The organism is Mycobacterium sp. NTMscope_Eco_3 (assembly GCF_976985685.1).
Map to the genome: position 1 here is coordinate 822,027 of NZ_CDRJYZ010000001.1, position 19,981 is coordinate 842,007.

Consider the following 19,981-nt stretch of genomic DNA (forward strand, 5'->3'; position numbering starts at 1 on the left):
GAGTCTCCTCGAAGGGGGCGCGCCGATGCTGCTCATCGTGAGCCTGGCCCCCAACGGCGCGAACTTCGTCGACCTGCACGTCTATCGCCGCGCCTGGCCTGGACCTACCTGGCCCCCAACGGCGCGAACTTCGTCGACCTGCACGTCTACCTCGGCGGGGCCGCCGCGATCGACCATCCCGGCGCCCTGTACAGCTACGTCTACGCCGACCAGACACCGGACTTCCCGCTGCCGTTCACCTACCCGCCGTTCGCGGCCGTCGTCTTCTACCCGCTGCACCTGCTGCCGTTCGGGCTCGTCGCATTTCTGTGGCAGGTCGCGACCATGGCCGCCCTGTACGCCGCGATCCGGATCAGCCAGCGCCTGACGGGTGTGGCGGCCGGCCCCCGCGGCCGCCGACTCGCGATGGCGTGGACGGCGATCACGATCTGGATCGAGCCGCTGCGCAGCACATTCGACTACGGCCAGGTCAACGTGTTGCTCATGACCGCGGTGCTGTGGGCGGTCTACACCACGCGATGGTGGCTGTCGGGATTACTGGTCGGCGTGGCGGCCGGAATCAAGTTGACCCCCGCCATCTCCGGGGTCTATCTGGCCGGCGCCCGGCGGTGGGCCGCGGCGGTGTTCTCGGCGGTCGTTTTCGTTGCCACCATTGGGATTTCGGTCGTGGTGGTCGGGGATCAGACCCGCTACTACTTCACCGACCTGCTCGGCGACGCCCACCGGGTGGGCCCCATCGCCACCTCGTTCAATCAGTCGTGGCGCGGCGGCATCTCGCGCATCCTGGGCCACGACGTCGGGTTCGGCCCGCCGCTGGTGGTCGCCCTCGTCGTCACCGCGGTGCTGGCCGTCCTGGCCTGGCGCGCGCTGGACGCCGCCGACCAATTGGGCAGGCTGCTCGTGGTCGAGTTGTTCGGGCTGCTGCTCTCGCCGATTTCCTGGACCCACCACTGGGTGTGGCTGGTGCCGTTGATGATCTGGGCGATCCACGGCGCGGGGCGCACGCTGCGCGGGGCGCGAATCGTCGGCTGGGGCTGGTTGGTGCTGACCCTGATCGGCGTGCCGTGGTTGCTGAGCTTCGCTCAACCGACCATCTGGCAGATCAGCCGCCCGTGGTACCTGGCCTGGGCCGGGTTGATCTACACCGTGGCCGCGGTGGCGACGTTGATCTGGATCGCGGCCACCGGCAGCCGCGGGCGGTTCGCCACGCCCGGCGAACGCGCCGAGGCCACCGGCTAGCTGTCGACGATGCCGTTGATATCGCGGGCCATGTCGATATCGTTTTGTGTGATGCCACCCTCGGAGTGCGTGACGAGAGCGAAAGTGACTGTCCGCCAACGAATATCGATGTCCGGGTGATGGTCCTTGCTCTCCGCGTGCTCGCCCACCCGGCGCACGGCGTCGATGCCGGCGAGAAAACTCGGAAATTTGATTGAGCGGCGCAGGGCCCCATCGGCCCGCTCCCATCCGTCGAGCTCGGGCAGTGCGGCGTCTACTTGCTCATCCGTTAACACGGCCATATCGGACTCGTCCTCTCCTGTCGGATAACGGGTTGATCGAGGGGGCGGCCCCGAACGCGACCTCCCGCGAAGGTGGTCACCTACGAGGCTACGGCGGAGTTACCCGGTGCTTGCTTTTTCTGGTCCAACGCCACCACGACGTCCGCCTCCGGGAGGCTCTGTCTTTGCTGGTAAGCGGACTCCAGGCTGGTGGGAACGCCCTCTAGGTCGCGGGCCACGCCCATCAGTTCTTCCAGGATCATGATCCGTTGCTGATTCGCCTCGTCCATCGCCCGGTGGGCTCGCTCATCGAACTCGTGAGCTTTCTGCTTTGCGTCGGCGAGCAGCTGCTCACGTTCATGCTGGGCGTCCCGCGAGGCCGCATCGATCAATGCCTGGGCTTCGGCCCGCATCCCGGCGAGGTCGGCGTCGAGCTTCTTCCTGGTTTCCTCACACTCCACTTCGAGCGCTTTTCGCTGCACGGCCATGTGCTCCAACAACTCTCGGTGTTCTCGCCGCGCGGCCTCCCCCTCGGCCACGGCATCCGCGATCAGGGCATCCGCCTCGGCGCGCGCCTCGTCCTGCATCCGGGAAACCTCATCGAGCGTGCGCCGCAGCAGCTTCGCCATCCGATGCTGCATCGCATAGGGCGTCGGTGACGTGTCCGACAGTGCGGCGACCTCGTCCTTGAGGCAGGCGACCTCGATCCGCAGCCCGGCCGCTTCATTGCTGGATTCGTCTCGCTGGGTCCTGAGGTTCAGGACTTCGTCGATCAGTACCTTCTCCTTGGCGAGCAACGCCTCGATGTAGGGGTCGACCAGAGCCGGGTCATAGCCCCGGAAGATCCGAGTGAACGACTTTGCGGGTTTGGCGATCATTGTCAACTCCCCTCGTTGGAAGTGCCTGTAGTGGTCGTGACCGACTAGGGTCGAGTATTCCACGGCGGCGACTAAACCGTAAGAGAGTCGTTGTGTCCCAACATAATTCGATAGAGAAATCGACTGGGGTGGCCGTCTCGGCGGCAGTTTCGCGGGCGAGGCTGCACGGCCCTTGCTCCGATGCCGAGACGTTCGCCCTCGCGTGCGGGGCCCGAAGCTGTCCGGATCCCACCGGCGGTGCGGCCGGCGTTGCCGAGCGGTGGTGATTCGCAAGGGCGCCGTATACCGTCACTGGCCATGCCGACCCAGATCGTCGTCGCCGGCGCCCTCATCTGCGACGCGCGCGTCCTGGTGGCACAGCGCGTCCGCCCGCCGGAGTTGGCCGGCCGCTGGGAGCTACCCGGGGGCAAGGTCGCGCCCGGCGAGACCGAGCGCGACGCCCTGGTCCGCGAGCTGGCCGAGGAGCTGGGTTTGGCGACGGGCGACGTCGCGGTGGGCGACCGGCTCGGCGCGGACATCGCGGTGGACGGCGGGATCACGCTGCGCGCCTACCGGGCGCGTTTGCTCAGCGGCCGCCCGGACGCGCGTGATCACCGAGCCCTGCGCTGGATTACCGCCGCTGAGCTGCATGATCTCGACTGGGTGCCGGCCGACAGGGGCTGGCTGGCGGACTTGGCCGGCGCCCTGTGAACGCCCCTCATAACAAGCCCACAGACTTCCCGCAGCTGATGCACAGCCGCGTTGCAGGTCGCCACAGTCAACTGAATACGACGATATGACTTGTAGTAACGCCACACGAATCTGCCCTGGATGTGCGTGCCGATAGCCAGCCGAATGATTGTTCAGACCCTGCCGTCCCGGCTCGGTGCCCGACCGGGAGGCCCTCGCGTGCGCGAAAACCGATGCTCATGACCCTGTTTTCCCGGATTCACCGCGCGCGGCGAAGGTGATCGGCCCGTCCACGCCGACCTATGCTGGTGCTGTATCGCCGCCCAGGCCGCGGTCCCGAACTGCCGATGGTTGAGCCGATCCGAGTTGGTGCGGACGGGCGGATCACGGGGATGATCGCCGCACACAACTCAACTGGGATCACACGCAGGGCCGGACGACGAGGCGCGACGCTATCGACGAGGAGGAGTACTTCTTGACTGCCACACCGCACATTGGTGGAGTGCTCGAGGAGCTCTTGGAGCGCAGCGGGCGGTTCTTCACGCCGGGCGAGATCTCGGCTGACCTGCGCACCGTGACGCGGCAGGGCGGACGCGAGGCCGACGTGTTCTACCGCGACCGGTGGAGCCACGACAAGGTGGTTCGCTCCACGCACGGCGTGAACTGCACCGGGTCATGCTCGTGGAAGATCTACGTCAAAGACGGGATCATCACCTGGGAGACCCAGCAGACCGACTATCCGTCGGTGGGTCCGGACCGTCCCGAGTACGAGCCGCGTGGTTGCCCCCGCGGCGCCTCCTTCTCCTGGTACAGCTACTCGCCCACCCGGGTGCGCTACCCCTACGCCCGCGGCGTGCTGGTCGAGATGTACCGGGAAGCCAAGGCGCGGCTTGGCGATCCGGTGCTGGCGTGGGCCGACATCCAGGCCGATCCCGAGCGCCGCCGGCGCTATCAGCAGGCCCGCGGAAAGGGGGGACTGGTCCGCGTCACCTGGGCCGAGGCCACCGAGCTGATCGCCGCCGCCCACGTGCACACGATCAAGACCTACGGCCCGGATCGGGTCGCCGGATTTTCCCCGATCCCGGCGATGTCGATGGTCTCCTATGCCGCCGGCTCGCGCTTCTTCGAGCTGATCGGCGCCCCCATGACGTCGTTCTACGACTGGTACGCCGACCTCCCGGTGGCCTCACCGCAGGTGTTCGGCGACCAGACCGACGTCCCCGAGTCCGGAGACTGGTGGGACGCAGCGTATTTGATGATGTGGGGCTCCAACGTGCCGATCACCCGCACGCCCGACGCGCACTGGATGGCCGAGGCGCGCTACCGCGGCACCAAGGTCGTCACCGTCAGCCCCGACTACGCCGACAACACCAAGTTCGCCGATGAGTGGATGCCGTGCGCGGCCGGCACCGACGGGGCGCTGGCCATGGCGATGGGCCACGTCATTCTCTCGGAATGCTATGTGCAAAAGCAGGTCCCGTTCTTCACCGACTATTCGCGTCGCTACACCGATCTGCCGTTCCTGATCAAGCTGGAAGAACGCGGCGACATGCTGGTGCCGGGCAAGAACCTGACGGCGGCGGACCTGGGTGAGGCGGTCGAGAACGCGGCACTCAAGCCCGCGGTGCTGGACGAAGCCACCAATTCGGTTGTGGTTCCGCATGGTTCGCTGGGCTTCCGGTACGGCGAGTCCGGGGTGGGAAAGTGGAACCTGGATCTAGGTGACCTGGTGCCGGCGCTCAGCGTGCGAGACGCCCACGGCTCCAACGGGGATGGCAGCACCGCGCTGGTGCACATGCCCAGCTTCGACACCGTCGACGGCGAGGGCACGACCGTGGCGCGCGGTGTCCCGGTGCGCCGCATCGGTAAGCATGTGGTGTGCACCGTCTTCGACCTGATGCTCGCGCAGTACGGGGTGGCGCGCGAGGGGTTGCCCGGCGAATGGCCCACCGGCTACGACGACGCGACGCAGCAGAACACCCCGGCGTGGCAGGAGGCGATCACCGGTGTGTCGGCCGCCCAGGCCATCCGTGTGGCACGGGAATTCGCGCACAGCGCGGAGGAATCCGGCGGCCGCTCCATGATCATCATGGGCGGCGGCATCTGCCACTGGTTCCACGCCGACGCGATCTACCGTGCGGTGCTGGCGCTGCTGATGCTGACCGGGTCGATGGGCCGCAACGGAGGCGGCTGGGCCCACTACGTCGGCCAGGAAAAGGTGCGCCCGCTCACCGGATTTCACACGATGGCGATGGCCACGGACTGGGTGCGGCCGCCGCGGCAGGTGCCCGGTGCCTCGTACTGGTACGCGCACACCGACCAATGGCGCTATGACGGCTACGGGGCGGACAAGCTGGCCAGCCCGGTGGGCCGGGGCCGCTTCGCGGGCAAGCACACCATGGACCTGCTGGCGTCGGCGGTGGCCATGGGATGGAGCCCGTACTACCCGCAGTTCGACCGGTCGAGTTTGGACGTCGCCGACGAGGCGCGCGCCGCGGGCCGCGACGTCACCGACTACGTCGCCGAGCAGCTCGGCCAGCGCAAACTCAGACTCGCGGTGACCGATCCCGACAACCCCGTCAACTGGCCGCGGGTGCTTACCGTGTGGCGCGCCAACCTGATCGGGTCGTCGGGCAAGGGTGGCGAGTACTTCCTGCGCCACCTGCTGGGAACCGACTCCAACGCCTCAGCGGTGCCGCCCGAGGACGGGGTGCGCCCCGTCGATGTGACGTGTGAGGGGGACATCCCCGAGGGCAAGCTCGACCTGATGATGTCGATCGACTTCCGGATGACCTCGACGACGCTGGTTTCGGATGTCGTGCTGCCGGCGGCGACCTGGTACGAGAAGGCCGACATCTCCAGCACGGACATGCACCCCTACGTGCACGCGTTCAGCGCCGCGACCGACCCGCCCTGGGAAACCCGTTCGGACTTCGAGGCTTTCGGCGCGATCGCGCGCGCCTTCAGCGCCATGGCCAAGGAGCACCTGGGCACCCGCACCGACGTCGTGCTCAGCGCGCTGCAGCACGACACGCCCGACGCGATGGCCTATCCCGATGGCACCGAGCAGGATTGGCTGCACAACGGTGGGACGCCGGTGCCGGGCCGCACCATGGGCAAGCTGACCGTGGTGGACCGTGACTACGGTGCCATCTACGACAAGTGGCTGACGCTGGGTCCGCTGGTCGACAAGTTCGGGTTGACAACCAAGGGCATCACGGTGCACCCGTTCCGGGAGGTGGAGGAGCTCGCCGCCAAATTCGGTGTGCTCAAATCCGGTGTGGCAGCGGGCCGTCCGGCCGTCACCACCGCCGCACGGATGGCCGATGTGCTGCTGCTGTTGTCGGGGACGACCAACGGCCGGTTGGCGGTCGAGGGTTTCCACGAGCTGGAGAAGCGCACGGGTCAGCGCCTGGTGCATCTGGCCGAGGGCAGCGAGGACAAGCGCATCAGCTACGCCGACACCCAGGCGCGGCCCGGACCCGTGGTCACCAGCCCGGAATGGTCGGGCAGCGAAACGGGCGGTCGCCGCTACGCACCGTTCACCATCAACATCGAAAACCTCAAGCCGTTCCACACCCTGACCGGGCGGATGCATTTCTATCTGGCCCACGACTGGGTCGAGGAACTCGGCGAGCACCTGCCGGTCTTCCGGCCGCCGCTGGACATGGCCCGCTTGTTCGGCCAGCCACAGCTCGGCCCGACGGACGACGGAATCGGGCTCACCGTGCGGTACCTGACGCCGCACTCGAAGTGGTCCTTCCACTCCACCTACCAGGACAACCTGTACATGCTGTCGTTGTCCCGCGGCGGCCCGACGATGTGGATGAGCCCGGGCGATGCGGCGAAAATCCAAGTGCGCGACAACGATTGGGTCGAGGCGGTCAACGTCAACGGCATCTACGTGTGCCGGGCGATCGTCTCGCACCGGATGCCCGACGGGGTGGTGTACGTCTACCACGTGCAGGAGCGCACCGTCGACACCCCGCGCACCGAAACCAACAACAAGCGTGGCGGCAACCACAACGCGCTCACCCGGGTGCGGATCAAGCCCAGCCACCTGGCCGGCGGCTACGGTCAGCACGCGTTCGCATTCAACTACCTGGGGCCGACCGGCAACCAGCGCGACGAGGTGACCGTCGTGCGTCGCCGCAGCCAGGAGGTGACGTACTGATGAAGGTCATGGCGCAGTTGGCGATGGTGATGAACCTAGACAAGTGCATCGGTTGTCACACCTGCTCGGTGACCTGCAAGCAGGCGTGGACCAACCGATCCGGGACCGAATACGTGTGGTTCAACAACGTCGAAACCCGTCCCGGCCAAGGCTATCCGCGCACGTATGAGGACCAGGAGAAGTGGCGGGGCGGCTGGATTCGCGACAAGAAGGGCCGGCTGCGGTTGCGCGACGGCGGCCGCATCCAAAAGCTGCTGCGCATCTTCGCCAACCCGAAGCTGCCCGTCATCGGCGACTACTACGAGCCGTGGACCTACGACTACGAGAACCTGATCACCGCACCCGCGGGTGACACCTTCCCGACGGCCGCGCCCCGCAGCGCGATCAGCGGTGAGCCGATGAAGGTGTCGTGGGGGCCGAACTGGGACGACAACCTGGCCGGCTCGTCGGAGATCCTGGCCGAGGACCCGATCCTGAAGAAGATCAGCGAGGAGATCAAGCTTTCGCTCGAAGAGACCTTCATGTTCTACCTGCCCCGGATCTGCGAGCACTGCCTCAACCCCTCCTGCGTGGCGTCGTGCCCGTCAGGGGCGATGTACAAGCGCAGCGAGGACGGCATCGTGCTGGTCGACCAGGACCGCTGCCGCGGCTGGCGGATGTGCGTGTCCGGATGTCCTTACAAGAAGGTCTATTTCAACCACAAGACCGGCAAAGCCGAGAAGTGCACGCTGTGCTATCCGCGCATGGAGGTCGGCCTGCCGACCATCTGTTCGGAAACCTGTGTGGGGCGGCTGCGCTACCTCGGGGTGGTCCTCTACGACGCCGATCGGGTGCTGGCAGCGGCGTCGGTGGAAAAAGACACCGATCTCTACCAGGCGCAGTGCGAGATCCTGCTGGACCCTAACGATCCGAACGTCATCGCCGGTGCGCGGGCCGAGGGCATCCCCGACGAGTGGATCGAGGCCGCGCAACGTTCCCCGATCTACGCGCTCATCCACACCTACAAGGTGGCGCTGCCGCTACACCCGGAATACCGCACCATGCCGATGGTTTGGTACATCCCGCCGCTGTCGCCGGTGGTCGACGCGGTCAGCCGCGACGGGCACGACGGGGAGGACATCGGCAACCTGTTCGGCGCGCTGGACGCGCTGCGCATCCCGATGCAATACCTGGCCGAGCTGTTCACCGCCGGCGACACCGCCGTCGTCGAAGGGGTGCTGCGGCGGCTGGCGGCGATGCGCTCCTACATGCGCGACATCAATCTCGGCCGCGACACCCAGCCGCACATCCCGCATTCGGTCGGCATGACCGAAGAACAGATCTACGAGATGTACCGGCTGCTCGCCATCGCGAAATACGAAGAGCGCTATGTGATTCCGACGGCCTTCGCCCCGCAGGCGCGCGAGCTCGAGGAGATGGGCTGTTCGTTGACGGGCGAGGGCGGCCCGGGCATGTACGAATCGGAGCCGGTCCCGGTGTCGGTGGAGACCTTCCACGCGCTCCAGCGTGGCGGCGCCGCAGAAGCGGAACCCGCTCACGCGCGGCCGCGGGTGAACCTGCTCAATTGGGACGGTGGCCAGGTGCCCGCGGGAATGTTCCCCGAGGAGCAGAAGCGGTGAGGCTGCTGTCCGCGCTCCGCGAGCGTTCCACCGGCCGGGCGATGCAGGACCGCCTGGTGTGGCAGGCGGCGTCGCTGCTGTTGGCCTACCCGGACGACGGGTTCGCCGAGCGCCTGGACGCCGTCGACGAAATACTCGGCCACATCAGCGGTCCCGCGGCGGCGCTGCTCGAGCAGACGGCGGCGGCGCTGCGTGCCCGTGAGCCGATGGCCGCCGCGATGGACTATGTCGCGACGTTCGACCTGCGCCGGCGCGCCACGATGTATCTGACGTACTGGACCGCGGGGGACACCCGCAACCGCGGCCGGGAGATGCTGGCGTTCGCCACCGCGTACCGGGAGGCGGGTGCGCAGCCGCCGAGCGGGGAGGCGCCCGATCACCTGACCGTGGTGCTCGAATTCGCTGCGACCGTCGATCCCGAGGCCGGCCGGCGACTGCTGGTCCAGCACCGCGTGCCGATCGACGTGTTGCGCGGCGCCCTGGCCGACGCCAAGTCACCGTACGAGCCGGTGGTTGCGGCGATCTGCGAGACCCTGCCGGCTGCCACCGATCAGGAGGTGCGCCGCGCCGAGCGGCTGGCGCAGGCCGGCCCGCCCGCGGAAGCCGTTGGGCTGCAACCGTTTACCTTGACCGTGCCACCCCGCAAAGGAACGCCAGGTGTTTAGCAACGTCCTGTTCTGGGATATCGCCCCGTACGTCACGCTGTCGGTCCTGATCGTGGGGACCTGGTGGCGCTACCGCTACGACAAGTTCGGCTGGACCTCACGGTCCTCGCAGATCTACGAGTCGCGACTGCTGAGCATCGCCAGCCCCGTCTTCCACTTCGGCATCCTGGCGGTGTTCGCCGGACACGTGGTGGGGCTGTTCATCCCGCCCAAGGTCACGCAGATGATGAAGATGAGCGACCACCTTTACCACATGCAGGCGGTCATCGCGGGCTCGGCGGCCGGCATCGCGACGCTGGTCGGGATCGGGCTGCTCGTGTACCGGCGGTTCACCCGCCCCGCGGTGTCCATGGCGACCACCCGCAGCGACAAGGTGATGTATGTGGTGCTGGTGCTGGCGATCGTGGTGGGCCTGTACTGCGACCTGATCGGCACGGGCCCGCACGGCGGCGAGTTCCACTATCGCTACACGGTCGGTTTGTGGTTCCGCCGGATCTGGATATTGCAGCCGCACGGCGAGGTGATGATCAACGCGCCGCTGGACTATCAGCTGCACGCGTTGATCGGCATGGTGCTGTTCACGCTGTGGCCCTTCACCAGGCTGGTGCACGTGTTCAGCGCCCCGGTCGTCTACCTGTTCCGGCCCTACATCGTCTACCGCAGCCGCGAGGCGGCGGGCAAGGGCCAGCTGGTGGGCACGGCGCCGCGGCGCCGGGGCTGGTAGCGGACCGTCAACGCGCGAGGCGCCGTCTCGCCGTTCGGTGTGCGACGTGGGTTTTGGTTGTGCAGCCAGGCCGACGACACGCCGATCCGCCACGCCGCCACCGCACACTCAACGTCGCCACCGCACACTCGACGCCGGCGCCGGCCACCAGCCGGTTCGGTAGCCAGTTCGCTTTGACAGCCCCCCGCTGCCACAATCACCGACGTGTCATTTCGCAACGTCGCTATCGTCGCCCACGTCGACCACGGCAAGACCACCCTGGTTGACGCGATGCTGCGGCAGTCGGGCGCGCTGCACCACCGCGGTGACGACACCCAGGAACGCATCATGGACAGCGGTGACCTGGAGAAGGAAAAGGGCATCACCATCCTGGCCAAGAACACCGCGGTGCATCGCCATCACCCGGATGGGACCGTCACGGTGATCAACGTGATCGACACCCCCGGTCACGCCGACTTCGGCGGGGAGGTCGAGCGCGGGCTGTCCATGGTGGACGGGGTGCTGCTGCTGGTCGACGCGTCCGAGGGCCCGTTGCCGCAGACCCGATTCGTGCTGCGCAAGGCGCTGGCCGCCCACCTTCCGGTGATCCTGGTCGTCAACAAGACCGACCGGCCCGACGCGCGCATCGCCGAGGTCGTCGAGGCCAGCCACGACCTGTTGCTCGACGTCGCGTCGGACCTGGACGACGAGGCGGCCGCGGCCGCCGAGCACGCGCTGGGCCTGCCGACGCTGTACGCGTCCGGGCGCGCGGGCATCGCCAGCACCGAGCAGCCCGCCGACGGCGAGGCGCCCGCCGGCGACAACCTGGACCCCCTGTTCGACGTGCTGATGGAAAACATCCCGGCGCCGTCGGGCGACCCGGAGGCCCCGCTGCAGGCGCTGGTGACCAACCTCGACGCCTCGGCGTTCCTCGGCCGGCTCGCCCTGATCCGGATCTACAACGGCAAGCTGCGCAAGGGCCAGCAGGTCGCGTGGATGCGCGAGGTCGACGGGTTGCCCGTCATCACCAGCGCCAAGATCACCGAGCTGCTCGCGACCGAAGGCGTCGAGCGCAGCGCCACCGACGAGGCGGTCGCTGGCGACATCGTCGCGGTGGCGGGCATCCCCGAGATCATGATCGGCGACACCCTGGCCGATCCCGACCACGCCCACGCGCTGCCGCGCATCACGGTCGACGAGCCCGCGATCTCGGTGACGATCGGCACCAACACCTCGCCGCTGGCGGGCAAGGTGTCCGGCCACAAGCTGACCGCGCGCATGGTCCGCGGCCGGCTGGACGCCGAGCTGGTCGGCAACGTGTCGATCCGGGTCGTCGACATCGACCGGCCCGACGCCTGGGAGGTGCAGGGCCGCGGCGAGCTCGCCCTGGCCGTGCTGGTCGAGCAGATGCGCCGGGAGGGCTTCGAGCTCACGGTCGGCAAGCCGCAGGTGGTGACCCGCACGATCGACGGCAAGCTGCACGAGCCGTTCGAGGCGATGACGATCGACTGCCCGGAAGAGTTCGTCGGCGCGATCACGCAGCTGATGGCCGCCCGGAAGGGCCGCATGGAAGAGATGGCCAACCACGCGGCGGGCTGGGTCCGGATGGACTTCATCGTGCCCAGCCGCGGACTGATCGGGTTCCGCACCGACTTCCTCACCCTCACCCGCGGCACCGGCATCGCCAACGCCGTGTTCGACGGCTACCGACCATGGGCCGGGGAGATCCGGGCCCGCCACACGGGGTCGCTGGTCTCCGACCGCGCGGGCACCATCACGCCGTTCGCGATGATCCAGCTCGCCGACCGGGGTCAGTTCTTCGTCGAGCCCGGCCAGGACACCTACGAGGGCATGGTCGTCGGAATCAACCCGCGCGCAGAGGATCTCGACATCAACGTCACCCGCGAGAAGAAGCTGACCAACATGCGGTCCTCGACCGCCGATGTCATCGAGACGTTGGCCAAGCCGCTCGAGCTCGACCTGGAGCAGGCCATGGAGTTCTGCGCGCAGGACGAATGCGTCGAGGTGACTCCGGAGATCGTGCGGGTGCGCAAGGTCGAGCTGGACGCCACCGCCCGGGCGCGCAGCCGGTCGCGCGCCAAGGCCCGGGGCTAACCTCTGGTGGTCGAACGGGCCGCTGCGCGGCTGCTCGCTACCCTGATCAGCGTGCCGAGACGCGTCCGCCGCTTGTTCATGGTGCTCGGCGGCCTCGTCTCGTTGGTCGGGCTGGTGGTTTCGGCGTGTACGGTCAACCCGCCGCCGGCGCCGCAGAGCACCGATACGCCGCACAACTCGGTTCCGCCGCCGCCCCGGGTCAGCGAGATCATCATGGGCATCGACTCGATCGGCGCGGGCTTCAATCCGCACCTGTTGTCCGACCTGTCCCCGGTGAACGCGGCGATCAGCGCGTTGGTGTTGCCGAGCGCCTTTCGGCCGGTTCCGGACACCACCGCGCCCACGGGCTCACGCTGGGAGATGGACCCGACGCTGTTGGTGTCCGCCGACGTGACGAGCCAGAACCCGTTCACCGTGACCTACAAGATCCGGCCGGAGGCGCAGTGGACCGACAACGCCCCCATCGCCGCGGACGACTTCTGGTACCTGTGGCGCCAGATGGTCAGTCAGCCCGGAGTCGTCGACCCGGCCGGTTATGACCTCATCACCGGCGTGCAGTCGCTCGAGGGCGGCAAGCAGGCGGTGGTGACGTTCGCGCAGCCGTATCCGGCGTGGAAAGAGTTGTTCAGCAACATCCTTCCCGCGCACATCGTCAAGGACGTGCCCGGCGGATTCGCGGCCGGGCTGGCCCGGGCGCTTCCGGTCACGGGTGGGCAGTTCCGCGTGGAAAGCATCGACCCCCAGCGCGACGAGATCCTGGTCGCCCGCAACGACCGCTACTGGGGGCCGCCGGCCAAACCCGCGCTCATCCTCTTCCGGCGCGCCGGGGCGCCCGCCGCGCTGGCCGACTCCGTGCGCAACGGCGACACCCAGGTGGCGCAGGTCCACGGCGGCTCGGCGGCCTTCGCGCAGCTGTCCGCCATTCCCGACGTCCGGACCGCGCGGATCGTGACGCCGCGGGTCATGCAGCTCACGCTGCGCGCGACCGAGCCCAAACTGTCTGACACGCAAGTCCGTAAGGCGATCCTGGGGTTGCTCGACGTCGACCTGCTCGCCGCCGTCGGCGCGGGCAGCGACAATACGGTCACCCTGGATCAGGCCCAGATCCGCGCGCCGAGCGATCCCGGCTACGAGCCGACCGCGCCGCCGGCGATGACGACGGCGGCCGCGCTGACCCTGCTGCAGGGGGCCGGATACCGGGTCGAACCCAATGCCTCGGCGTCACCCGCGCCGACCCCGGCGAACACCGGGCCGCCCGAGGTCATCCGGGGCCGGATCAGTAAGGACGGCCAACAGCTGTCGCTGGCGATCGGGGTGGCGGCCAATGACCCGACCGCGGTGGCGGTGGCCAACACCGCCGCCGACCAGTTGCGCAACGTCGGCATCGCCGCGACGGTGCTGGCGCTGGACCCCGTCACCCTCTACCGCGACGCGCTGAACGACAGCCGCGTGGACGCGATCGTCGGCTGGCACCAGGCGGGTGGAAACCTGGCGACCCGCCTCGCCTCCCGCTACGGCTGTCCCGCGCTGCAATCGACCCAGGTCCCGGCCACCGGGGAGGCGACGCCGGCCTCGTCGGCTCCCGCCGGGCCCGCGCCGTCCACAGGGCCGGGCACCACGACCGCCCCCACCTCGACACTGCCGACGTCCGCACCGCCGCCCAGCCGGCCCGCGGATCCCAACGCTTTGGTGCAGGCGCCGTCGAACTTCACCGGGATCTGCGATCGCAGCATCCAGTCGAACATCGATGCCGCCCTCAACGGCACCAAGAGCATCAACGACGTCATCACCGCGGTCGAACCGCGGCTGTGGAACATGTCCACGGTGTTGCCGATCCTGCAGGACACCACGATCGTCGCGGCCGGACCGAGCGTGCAGAACGTCAGCCTGTCCGGCGCCGTTCCGGTCGGCATCGTGGGCGACGCCGGCCAGTGGATCAAAACCGGGCCCTAAGCGGTCGGCCGCGAGGCCCGCGGCGGGATCACGGTGTCGACGATGAGCGCCAGCTCCCGCCGGTTCGGCGCCGACCCGTTCAGCAGGAAGTGCTGGTTGATCAACGCCGGCCCGATGCGCGCGGTCAGCGGTGTGATCGTCGTCGGATCGAGGTCACCGTCTGCCACGGCGGCCTGCAGGATCGATTCCACGATCCGCAGGCGCGGCCGCACCACGGCGTCGGCGAAAATGGTCCGCATTTCCGGTTCGTGCAAGAGCTGATGGATGACGTCCAAGCCGGGAAAGGCGGTCTTTCCGGCCAGCAGGTCGCGCTGGGCGGTGAACATCGCCAGCAAGTTCTCCCGGGCCGAACGACCCGAACGCAGCTCGGGCAGCGGCGGCAGCGCGAAAACCAAAGCGGCGTGCACCAGCTCGCACTTGGTGTCCCAGCGGCGGTAGAGCGCGGCCTTGCCGGTGTGGGCGCGCGCCGCGATCCCCTCCATGGTCAGGCCCCCGTACCCGACTTCGGTCAGTTCGGCCAGGGTGGCCTCGTAGAGGGCGCGTTCGAGGACCTCGCCTCGCCGGCGGCTTCGGCTGCCGGTCTGGTCTGCGTCCGTGAGCTGAGGCATTTTTCGATAGTAGCCGTGCGCGTTCCTATCTGCTGCGTGTCGGTAGGGTGCCGTCCATGCCTGAGACGCCGCGGCTGTTGTTCGTCCACGCACATCCCGACGACGAAAGCCTCGGCACCGGCGCCACCATCGCCCACTACTCCGCCCGCGGCGCGGACGTCCGCGTCGTCACCTGCACGCTCGGCGAGGAGGGCGAGGTGATCGGCGATCGGTGGGCCGAGCTCGCCGTCGATCGCGCCGACCAACTCGGCGGCTACCGCATCGGCGAATTGACCGCCGCGTTGCGTTCGCTGGGGGTCGACGGCCCCAGCTATCTCGGCGGCGCCGGCCGGTGGCGCGATTCGGGCATGCGCGGCACCCCCACGCGGCACCGGAAACGCTTCATCGACGCCGACGAGCGCGAGAGCGTCGGCGCGCTGGTGGCCCTCATTCGCGAGCAGCGCCCCCACGTCGTCGTCACCTACGATCCCGCCGGCGGCTACGGGCATCCCGATCACGTGCATGCGCACACGGTGACCACGGCCGCCGTCGCCGCGGCGGCCGGCGCTTCCGAGTTTCCCGGCGAGCCGTGGGCCGTGCCGAAGTTCTACTGGTCGGTCTTCTCCACCCGGGCATTCGAGGCGGGCCTGGCCGCGCTGACGCCCGAGGACCTGCTGCCGGAATGGTCGCTCCCGTCGGAGGAGGGGTTCACGTTCGGATACGACGACGGCGACATCGACGCCGTCGTCGAGACCGGCGCGGATGCCCTGGACGCCAAACGGGCGGCGCTCGCGGCGCACGCCACCCAGGTGGTCGTCGGGCCCACCGGCCGCGCGTGCGCCCTGTCCAACAACGTGGCGCTGCCGATCGTGGGGCATGAGCATTACGTCCTGGCCGCCGGCGATGCGGGGGAGCGCGACGGGCGTGGCTGGGAGACCGATCTGCTCGCAGGGCTCGATCTCAGCGCGGCCAGCACGCGGTAGGCTCCAAACAGGCAGCCACGGAAGGAATTCGCATGGACCCCGACCTGGACCCTAATCAGCAGCACTGGCAGGACCGGCTCGACAGCCTGCAGTGGGTTATCGGCTCGATACTCTCCAACATCGACAGCGTTCCGACCTGACCGACATCCAGCCACGCGTCGCCTCCGTTGAAGACAGCGGCGCAACAGACCCCGCGATTCGTTTCGTTGTCCTGTCCCTCTTGGCGGTCGATGGGGTTCTTTCCGCACTAGCCGGGGCCCTGCTGCTGCCTTTCTATATCGGGACGGTTCCGTTTCCCCTCAGCGGATTGATTTCCGGGCTGGTCAACGCGGCCCTGGTGTGGGCCGCGGGGCGATGGGCCCGGTCCCCCCGGGTGGCGGCACTGCCGCTGTGGACGTGGCTGCTGACGGTGGCGGTGATCAGCCTGGGCGGACCGGCCGACGACGTCATCCTGGGCGGTCGCGGCCTGATGGCCTACGCGGCCCTGCTGCTGCTGGTGCTCGGGGTGGTGCCGCCGGTCTGGGTGCTGTGGCGGCGCGGCCACAGCGGCTGATCTTGGCCTGCGCCGAGCGATCGTTTCGGCCGGGATGTCGCCCGCTTGTGCCCACGGGCATGGCGCTACTGTTGACTGTTGCCCATACGGGACCCGCCGCGGGTGCCACGATTTCACATGTTGGGACGCACGGATGAAATTCGATCGTGGGGAAGTTACACCAAGGTGCTGTTGACTCCGGGCGAGGAGCCTACCGCTTTGCCTGATCCACAGATTCCGGCGAAGGCCAGTGCGTCGAAGGCCGACGCGTCGGCGCTGCGACGGGTATTGCGGCGGGCGCGGGATGGCGTTGCGCTGAACATCGACGAGGCCGCGGTGGCGATGACCGCGCGCGGCGCGGATCTGGCCGACCTGTGCGCCAGCGCGGCCCGGGTGCGCGACGCGGGCCTGGAGTCGGCCGGACGGCGCGGCCCCGGCGGCCGGCTGCCGATCACCTACTCCCGCAAGGTCTTTATCCCGGTCACCCACCTGTGCCGCGACAACTGCCATTACTGCACGTTCGTCACCGTGCCGGGCAAGCTGCGCGCCGAGGGCGCCGGCATGTACCTCGAGCCCGACGAGATACTCGACATCGCCCGCCGTGGCGGCGAACTTGGTTGCAAGGAAGCACTATTCACGCTCGGGGACCGTCCCGAGGATCGCTGGCCGGAGGCGCGTGAGTGGCTCGGTCAACGAGGCTACGATTCGACGCTGTCCTACGTGCGGGCGATGGCGATCCGGGTGCTCGAGGAGACCGGGTTGCTGCCGCACTTGAACCCCGGCGTGATGAGCTGGTCGGAAATGGCCCGCCTCAAGCCGGTGGCGCCGTCGATGGGCATGATGCTCGAGACGACCTCGCGGCGGCTGTTCGAAACGAAAGGGCTTGCGCACTACGGCAGCCCGGACAAAGACCCGGCGGTCCGGTTGCGCGCGTTGACCGACGCGGGACGGCTGTCGATTCCGTTCACCACCGGGCTGCTGGTCGGCATCGGCGAGACACTGGAAGAACGCGCCGACACCTTGCACGCGATCCGCAAGTCGCACAAGGAATTCGGCCATGTGCAAGAAGTGATCGTGCAGAATTTCCGGGCCAAGGAACACACCGCCATGGCCGCGGTCCCCGACGCCGGCATCGAGGATTACCTGGCGACGGTGGCGGTGGCGCGGCTGGTGCTCGGCCCCGGCATGCGTATCCAGGCGCCGCCGAACCTGGTCTCGCGCGAGGAGTGCCTGGCGCTGGTCGGCGCCGGAGTCGACGACTGGGGCGGTGTCTCGCCGCTGACGCCCGACCACGTCAACCCGGAGCGGCCGTGGCCGGCCCTGGACGAATTGGCCGCCGTCACCGCCGAAGCCGGTTACGAGCTGGTCCAGCGGCTGACCGCGCAACCCAAATACGTGCAGGGCGGCGCGGCCTGGATCGACCCGCGGGTGTCCGGACACGTGCAGGCGCTGGCCGACCCGGCGACCGGTCTGGCCCGCGACGTCAACCCGGTCGGGTTGCCGTGGCAGGAGCCCGACGACGTCGGTTCGGTGGGCCGGGTCGACCTCAACGCCGCGATCGACAGCGAGGGCCGCAACACCGAAACCCGCAGCGACATCGACAGCGCGTTCGGCGACTGGGAATCGATCCGCGCGCACGTCCACGAACTGGCCGCGCAGGGCGCCAAAGCGCCAGAACGCCTGGACACCGACGTGCTTGCCGCGCTGCGCTCCGCCGAACGCGACCCCGCCGGGTGCAGCGACAACGAATACCTGTCACTGGCCACCGCCGACGGTCCCGCGCTGGAAGCCGTTGCCGCACTGGCGGATTCGTTACGCCGCGACACCGTCGGTGACGACGTGACGTTCGTCGTCAACCGCAACATCAACTTCACCAACATCTGCTACACCGGCTGCCGGTTCTGCGCGTTCGCGCAGCGCAAGGGCGACGCCGACGCGTATTCGCTGTCCACCGACGAGGTCGCCGACCGCGCCTGGGAGGCGCACGTCCAGGGCGCCACCGAGGTGTGCATGCAGGGCGGCATCGACCCCGAGCTGCCCGTCACCGGCTACGCCGACCTGGTCCGGGCCGTCAAGGCGCGGGTGCCGTCGATGCACGTGCACGCGTTCTCTCCGATGGAGATCGCCAACGGGGTGACCAAGAGCGGGTTGAGCGTGCGCGACTGGCTGACCAGCCTGCGCGAGGCGGGCCTGGACACCATCCCGGGCACCGCCGCCGAAATCCTGGACGACGAGGTGCGCTGGGTGCTGACCAAGGGCAAGCTGCCGACCTCGATGTGGATCGAGATCGTCACCACCGCGCACGAGGTCGGGCTGCGGTCGTCATCGACCATGATGTACGGCCACGTGGACAGCCCGCGCCACTGGGTCGGCCACCTCAACGTGCTGCGCGACATCCAGGACCGCACCGGCGGTTTCACCGAGTTCGTGCCGCTACCGTTCGTGCACCAGAGTTCGCCGCTGTACCTGGCCGGCGCGGCCCGGCCCGGGCCCACCCATCGCGACAACCGAGCCGTACACGCGCTGGCGCGAATCATGTTGCACGGCCGCATCTCCCAGATCCAGACCAGCTGGGTCAAGCTCGGTGTCGAGCGCACGCAGGTGATGCTCAACGGCGGCGCCAACGACCTGGGCGGCACGCTGATGGAGGAGACCATCTCGCGGATGGCCGGCTCGGAACACGGGTCGGCCAAGACGGTCGCCGAACTGACCGCGATCGCCGAAGGCATCGGGCGACCCGCCCGCCAGCGCACCACCGACTACACGCCGTTGGCCGCGTAGCCGCTTGCCGGTCAGGCGCGGCAGGTATACCCGACGCCGTGACGCGACGAGTTGACGAAGACCGATTCCCGGAGTGGCGGCCGTTCGTGGATGCCGTGCAACGGCACGGCCCGGACGCCGGCACCTGGTGTGAGGCCTGGACGGTGCGCGACTCGCTTTCGTAGGTCGTCCTCGGCCTGGAAACGCCGAAGAACTCGCGCGAGTGCTCGGCGGCCACCTGGCCGGTCAGCCGGTGGCCACCCGCGGGTTCGAGGAGCGCGAGGGTCCGCTGCGCGCCTTGAACGACGCGGACCTGTGGGACGCGCTGCTAGACCGGATGGCCACCCTCGGTGACGTCGCGGCGGCGGCCGAAGGAGCGCCCGCCGACACCGACGTCGCCTGGACCGGCCGCAAGATGAAGGTGCCGTGGTTCGCCGAGCACATGCGCGAAGAGCTCGTCCTGCACAGCTGGGACATCACCGGCGACGAACCGGCCGCCCAGGCCCGGCTGGCCGAGCCATGGATGACCACGCACAGCGTCGTCGCGGTCGGCAAGCCGCTGTTGGCGAAGGGGGCCAGGCTGCTGAACCCAGGTGAGCGCATCGAGGCTCGCCTGCGGGCCGAGGGCACCGACGACGTCGTCCTGACCGCCGATCCGGATCAGGTCACCATCGGATTCGCCGAGCCGGACGGCCCGGCCACCCTGGACACCGACGCGGCCGCGCGCGTGCTGCTCCTGTGGGGGCGCAGGCCCGCCGACCCGTCACGCATTCGCAGCCGCCTCGGGCCGGAGACCCTGGGACGGGTGCGCCGCCTGCTCGGCGGCTACTGAACCGCTTCGTAC

At 68.7% G+C, this 19,981-nt stretch carries 14 protein-coding genes and 1 pseudogene; 12 read left to right on the forward strand and 3 right to left on the reverse strand.

What is annotated here, in order from left to right; all coding sequences use genetic code 11:
- Positions 1–93 precede the first annotated feature (93 nt).
- On the forward strand, positions 94–1,239 hold the full coding sequence (locus AC0KTM_RS04025; RefSeq protein WP_472417371.1) for a mannosyltransferase: 1,146 nt from the start codon (positions 94–96) through the stop codon (positions 1,237–1,239).
- Here AC0KTM_RS04025 and AC0KTM_RS04030 read toward each other — a convergent pair.
- Positions 1,236–1,520: a 4a-hydroxytetrahydrobiopterin dehydratase gene (locus AC0KTM_RS04030; RefSeq protein WP_066868689.1), complete on the reverse strand. Its 285-nt coding sequence runs from the start codon at positions 1,518–1,520 to the stop codon at positions 1,236–1,238. The two genes, AC0KTM_RS04025 and AC0KTM_RS04030, sit on opposite strands and share 4 nt — an antisense overlap.
- Before the next feature lie 80 nt (positions 1,521–1,600).
- Positions 1,601–2,377: a cell division protein DivIVA gene (locus tag AC0KTM_RS04035; RefSeq protein ID WP_225330460.1), complete on the reverse strand. Its 777-nt coding sequence runs from the start codon at positions 2,375–2,377 to the stop codon at positions 1,601–1,603.
- Between the two features lie 297 nt (positions 2,378–2,674).
- Here AC0KTM_RS04035 and AC0KTM_RS04040 point away from each other — a divergent pair, with 297 nt between their 5' ends.
- The 7 genes from AC0KTM_RS04040 (at position 2,675) to AC0KTM_RS04070 (ending at position 14,275) form a co-directional block, all read left to right on the forward strand.
- Positions 2,675–3,067, forward strand: a complete 393-nt coding sequence (locus AC0KTM_RS04040; protein ID WP_225330459.1) for a (deoxy)nucleoside triphosphate pyrophosphohydrolase — start codon at positions 2,675–2,677, stop codon at positions 3,065–3,067.
- 454 nt (positions 3,068–3,521) lie between these two features.
- Positions 3,522–7,220: a nitrate reductase subunit alpha gene (locus tag AC0KTM_RS04045; protein WP_472415011.1), complete on the forward strand. Its 3,699-nt coding sequence runs from the start codon at positions 3,522–3,524 to the stop codon at positions 7,218–7,220.
- Positions 7,220–8,839 carry a nitrate reductase subunit beta gene (gene narH, locus AC0KTM_RS04050; RefSeq protein ID WP_472415013.1) on the forward strand — a complete coding sequence of 540 codons (1,620 nt, stop codon included), beginning with the start codon at positions 7,220–7,222 and terminating at the stop codon, positions 8,837–8,839. The genes AC0KTM_RS04045 and narH overlap by 1 nt, the downstream gene beginning before the upstream one ends.
- Positions 8,836–9,504: a nitrate reductase molybdenum cofactor assembly chaperone gene (narJ, locus tag AC0KTM_RS04055; RefSeq protein WP_225330456.1), complete on the forward strand. Its 669-nt coding sequence runs from the start codon at positions 8,836–8,838 to the stop codon at positions 9,502–9,504. Before narH ends, narJ begins: the two co-directional genes overlap by 4 nt.
- Entirely contained in the window at positions 9,497–10,228 is a 732-nt protein-coding gene (narI, locus tag AC0KTM_RS04060) for a respiratory nitrate reductase subunit gamma (RefSeq protein ID WP_225330455.1), read from the forward strand. Before narJ ends, narI begins: the two co-directional genes overlap by 8 nt.
- Before the next feature lie 204 nt (positions 10,229–10,432).
- On the forward strand, positions 10,433–12,322 hold the full coding sequence (typA, locus tag AC0KTM_RS04065; RefSeq protein WP_238958144.1) for a translational GTPase TypA: 1,890 nt from the start codon (positions 10,433–10,435) through the stop codon (positions 12,320–12,322).
- Between the two features lie 45 nt (positions 12,323–12,367).
- Positions 12,368–14,275 carry an ABC transporter family substrate-binding protein gene (locus AC0KTM_RS04070; RefSeq protein ID WP_238958386.1) on the forward strand — a complete coding sequence of 636 codons (1,908 nt, stop codon included), beginning with the start codon at positions 12,368–12,370 and terminating at the stop codon, positions 14,273–14,275.
- Here the strand turns inward: AC0KTM_RS04070 and AC0KTM_RS04075 are convergent.
- Positions 14,272–14,883: a TetR/AcrR family transcriptional regulator gene (locus AC0KTM_RS04075; protein WP_225329960.1), complete on the reverse strand. Its 612-nt coding sequence runs from the start codon at positions 14,881–14,883 to the stop codon at positions 14,272–14,274. The two genes, AC0KTM_RS04070 and AC0KTM_RS04075, sit on opposite strands and share 4 nt — an antisense overlap.
- Before the next feature lie 56 nt (positions 14,884–14,939).
- Here AC0KTM_RS04075 and mshB point away from each other — a divergent pair, with 56 nt between their 5' ends.
- The 4 genes and pseudogenes from mshB (at position 14,940) to AC0KTM_RS04095 (ending at position 19,969) form a co-directional block, all read left to right on the forward strand.
- Positions 14,940–15,845 (forward strand): N-acetyl-1-D-myo-inositol-2-amino-2-deoxy-alpha-D-glucopyranoside deacetylase, encoded by a 906-nt coding sequence (gene mshB, locus AC0KTM_RS04080; RefSeq protein WP_472415015.1) that lies wholly within the window; start codon positions 14,940–14,942, stop codon positions 15,843–15,845.
- Between the two features lie 91 nt (positions 15,846–15,936).
- The gene (locus AC0KTM_RS04085) at positions 15,937–16,398 is read left to right on the forward strand and encodes a hypothetical protein (protein ID WP_225329958.1); all 462 of its coding nucleotides are present in this window, start codon (positions 15,937–15,939) and stop codon (positions 16,396–16,398) included.
- 117 nt (positions 16,399–16,515) lie between these two features.
- Complete coding sequence (locus tag AC0KTM_RS04090) at positions 16,516–19,158, forward strand: bifunctional FO biosynthesis protein CofGH (RefSeq protein WP_472415017.1); 2,643 nt, start codon at positions 16,516–16,518, stop codon at positions 19,156–19,158.
- 38 nt (positions 19,159–19,196) lie between these two features.
- Positions 19,197–19,969 (forward strand): annotated as a pseudogene (locus AC0KTM_RS04095) (maleylpyruvate isomerase N-terminal domain-containing protein).
- Positions 19,970–19,981 lie beyond the last annotated feature (12 nt).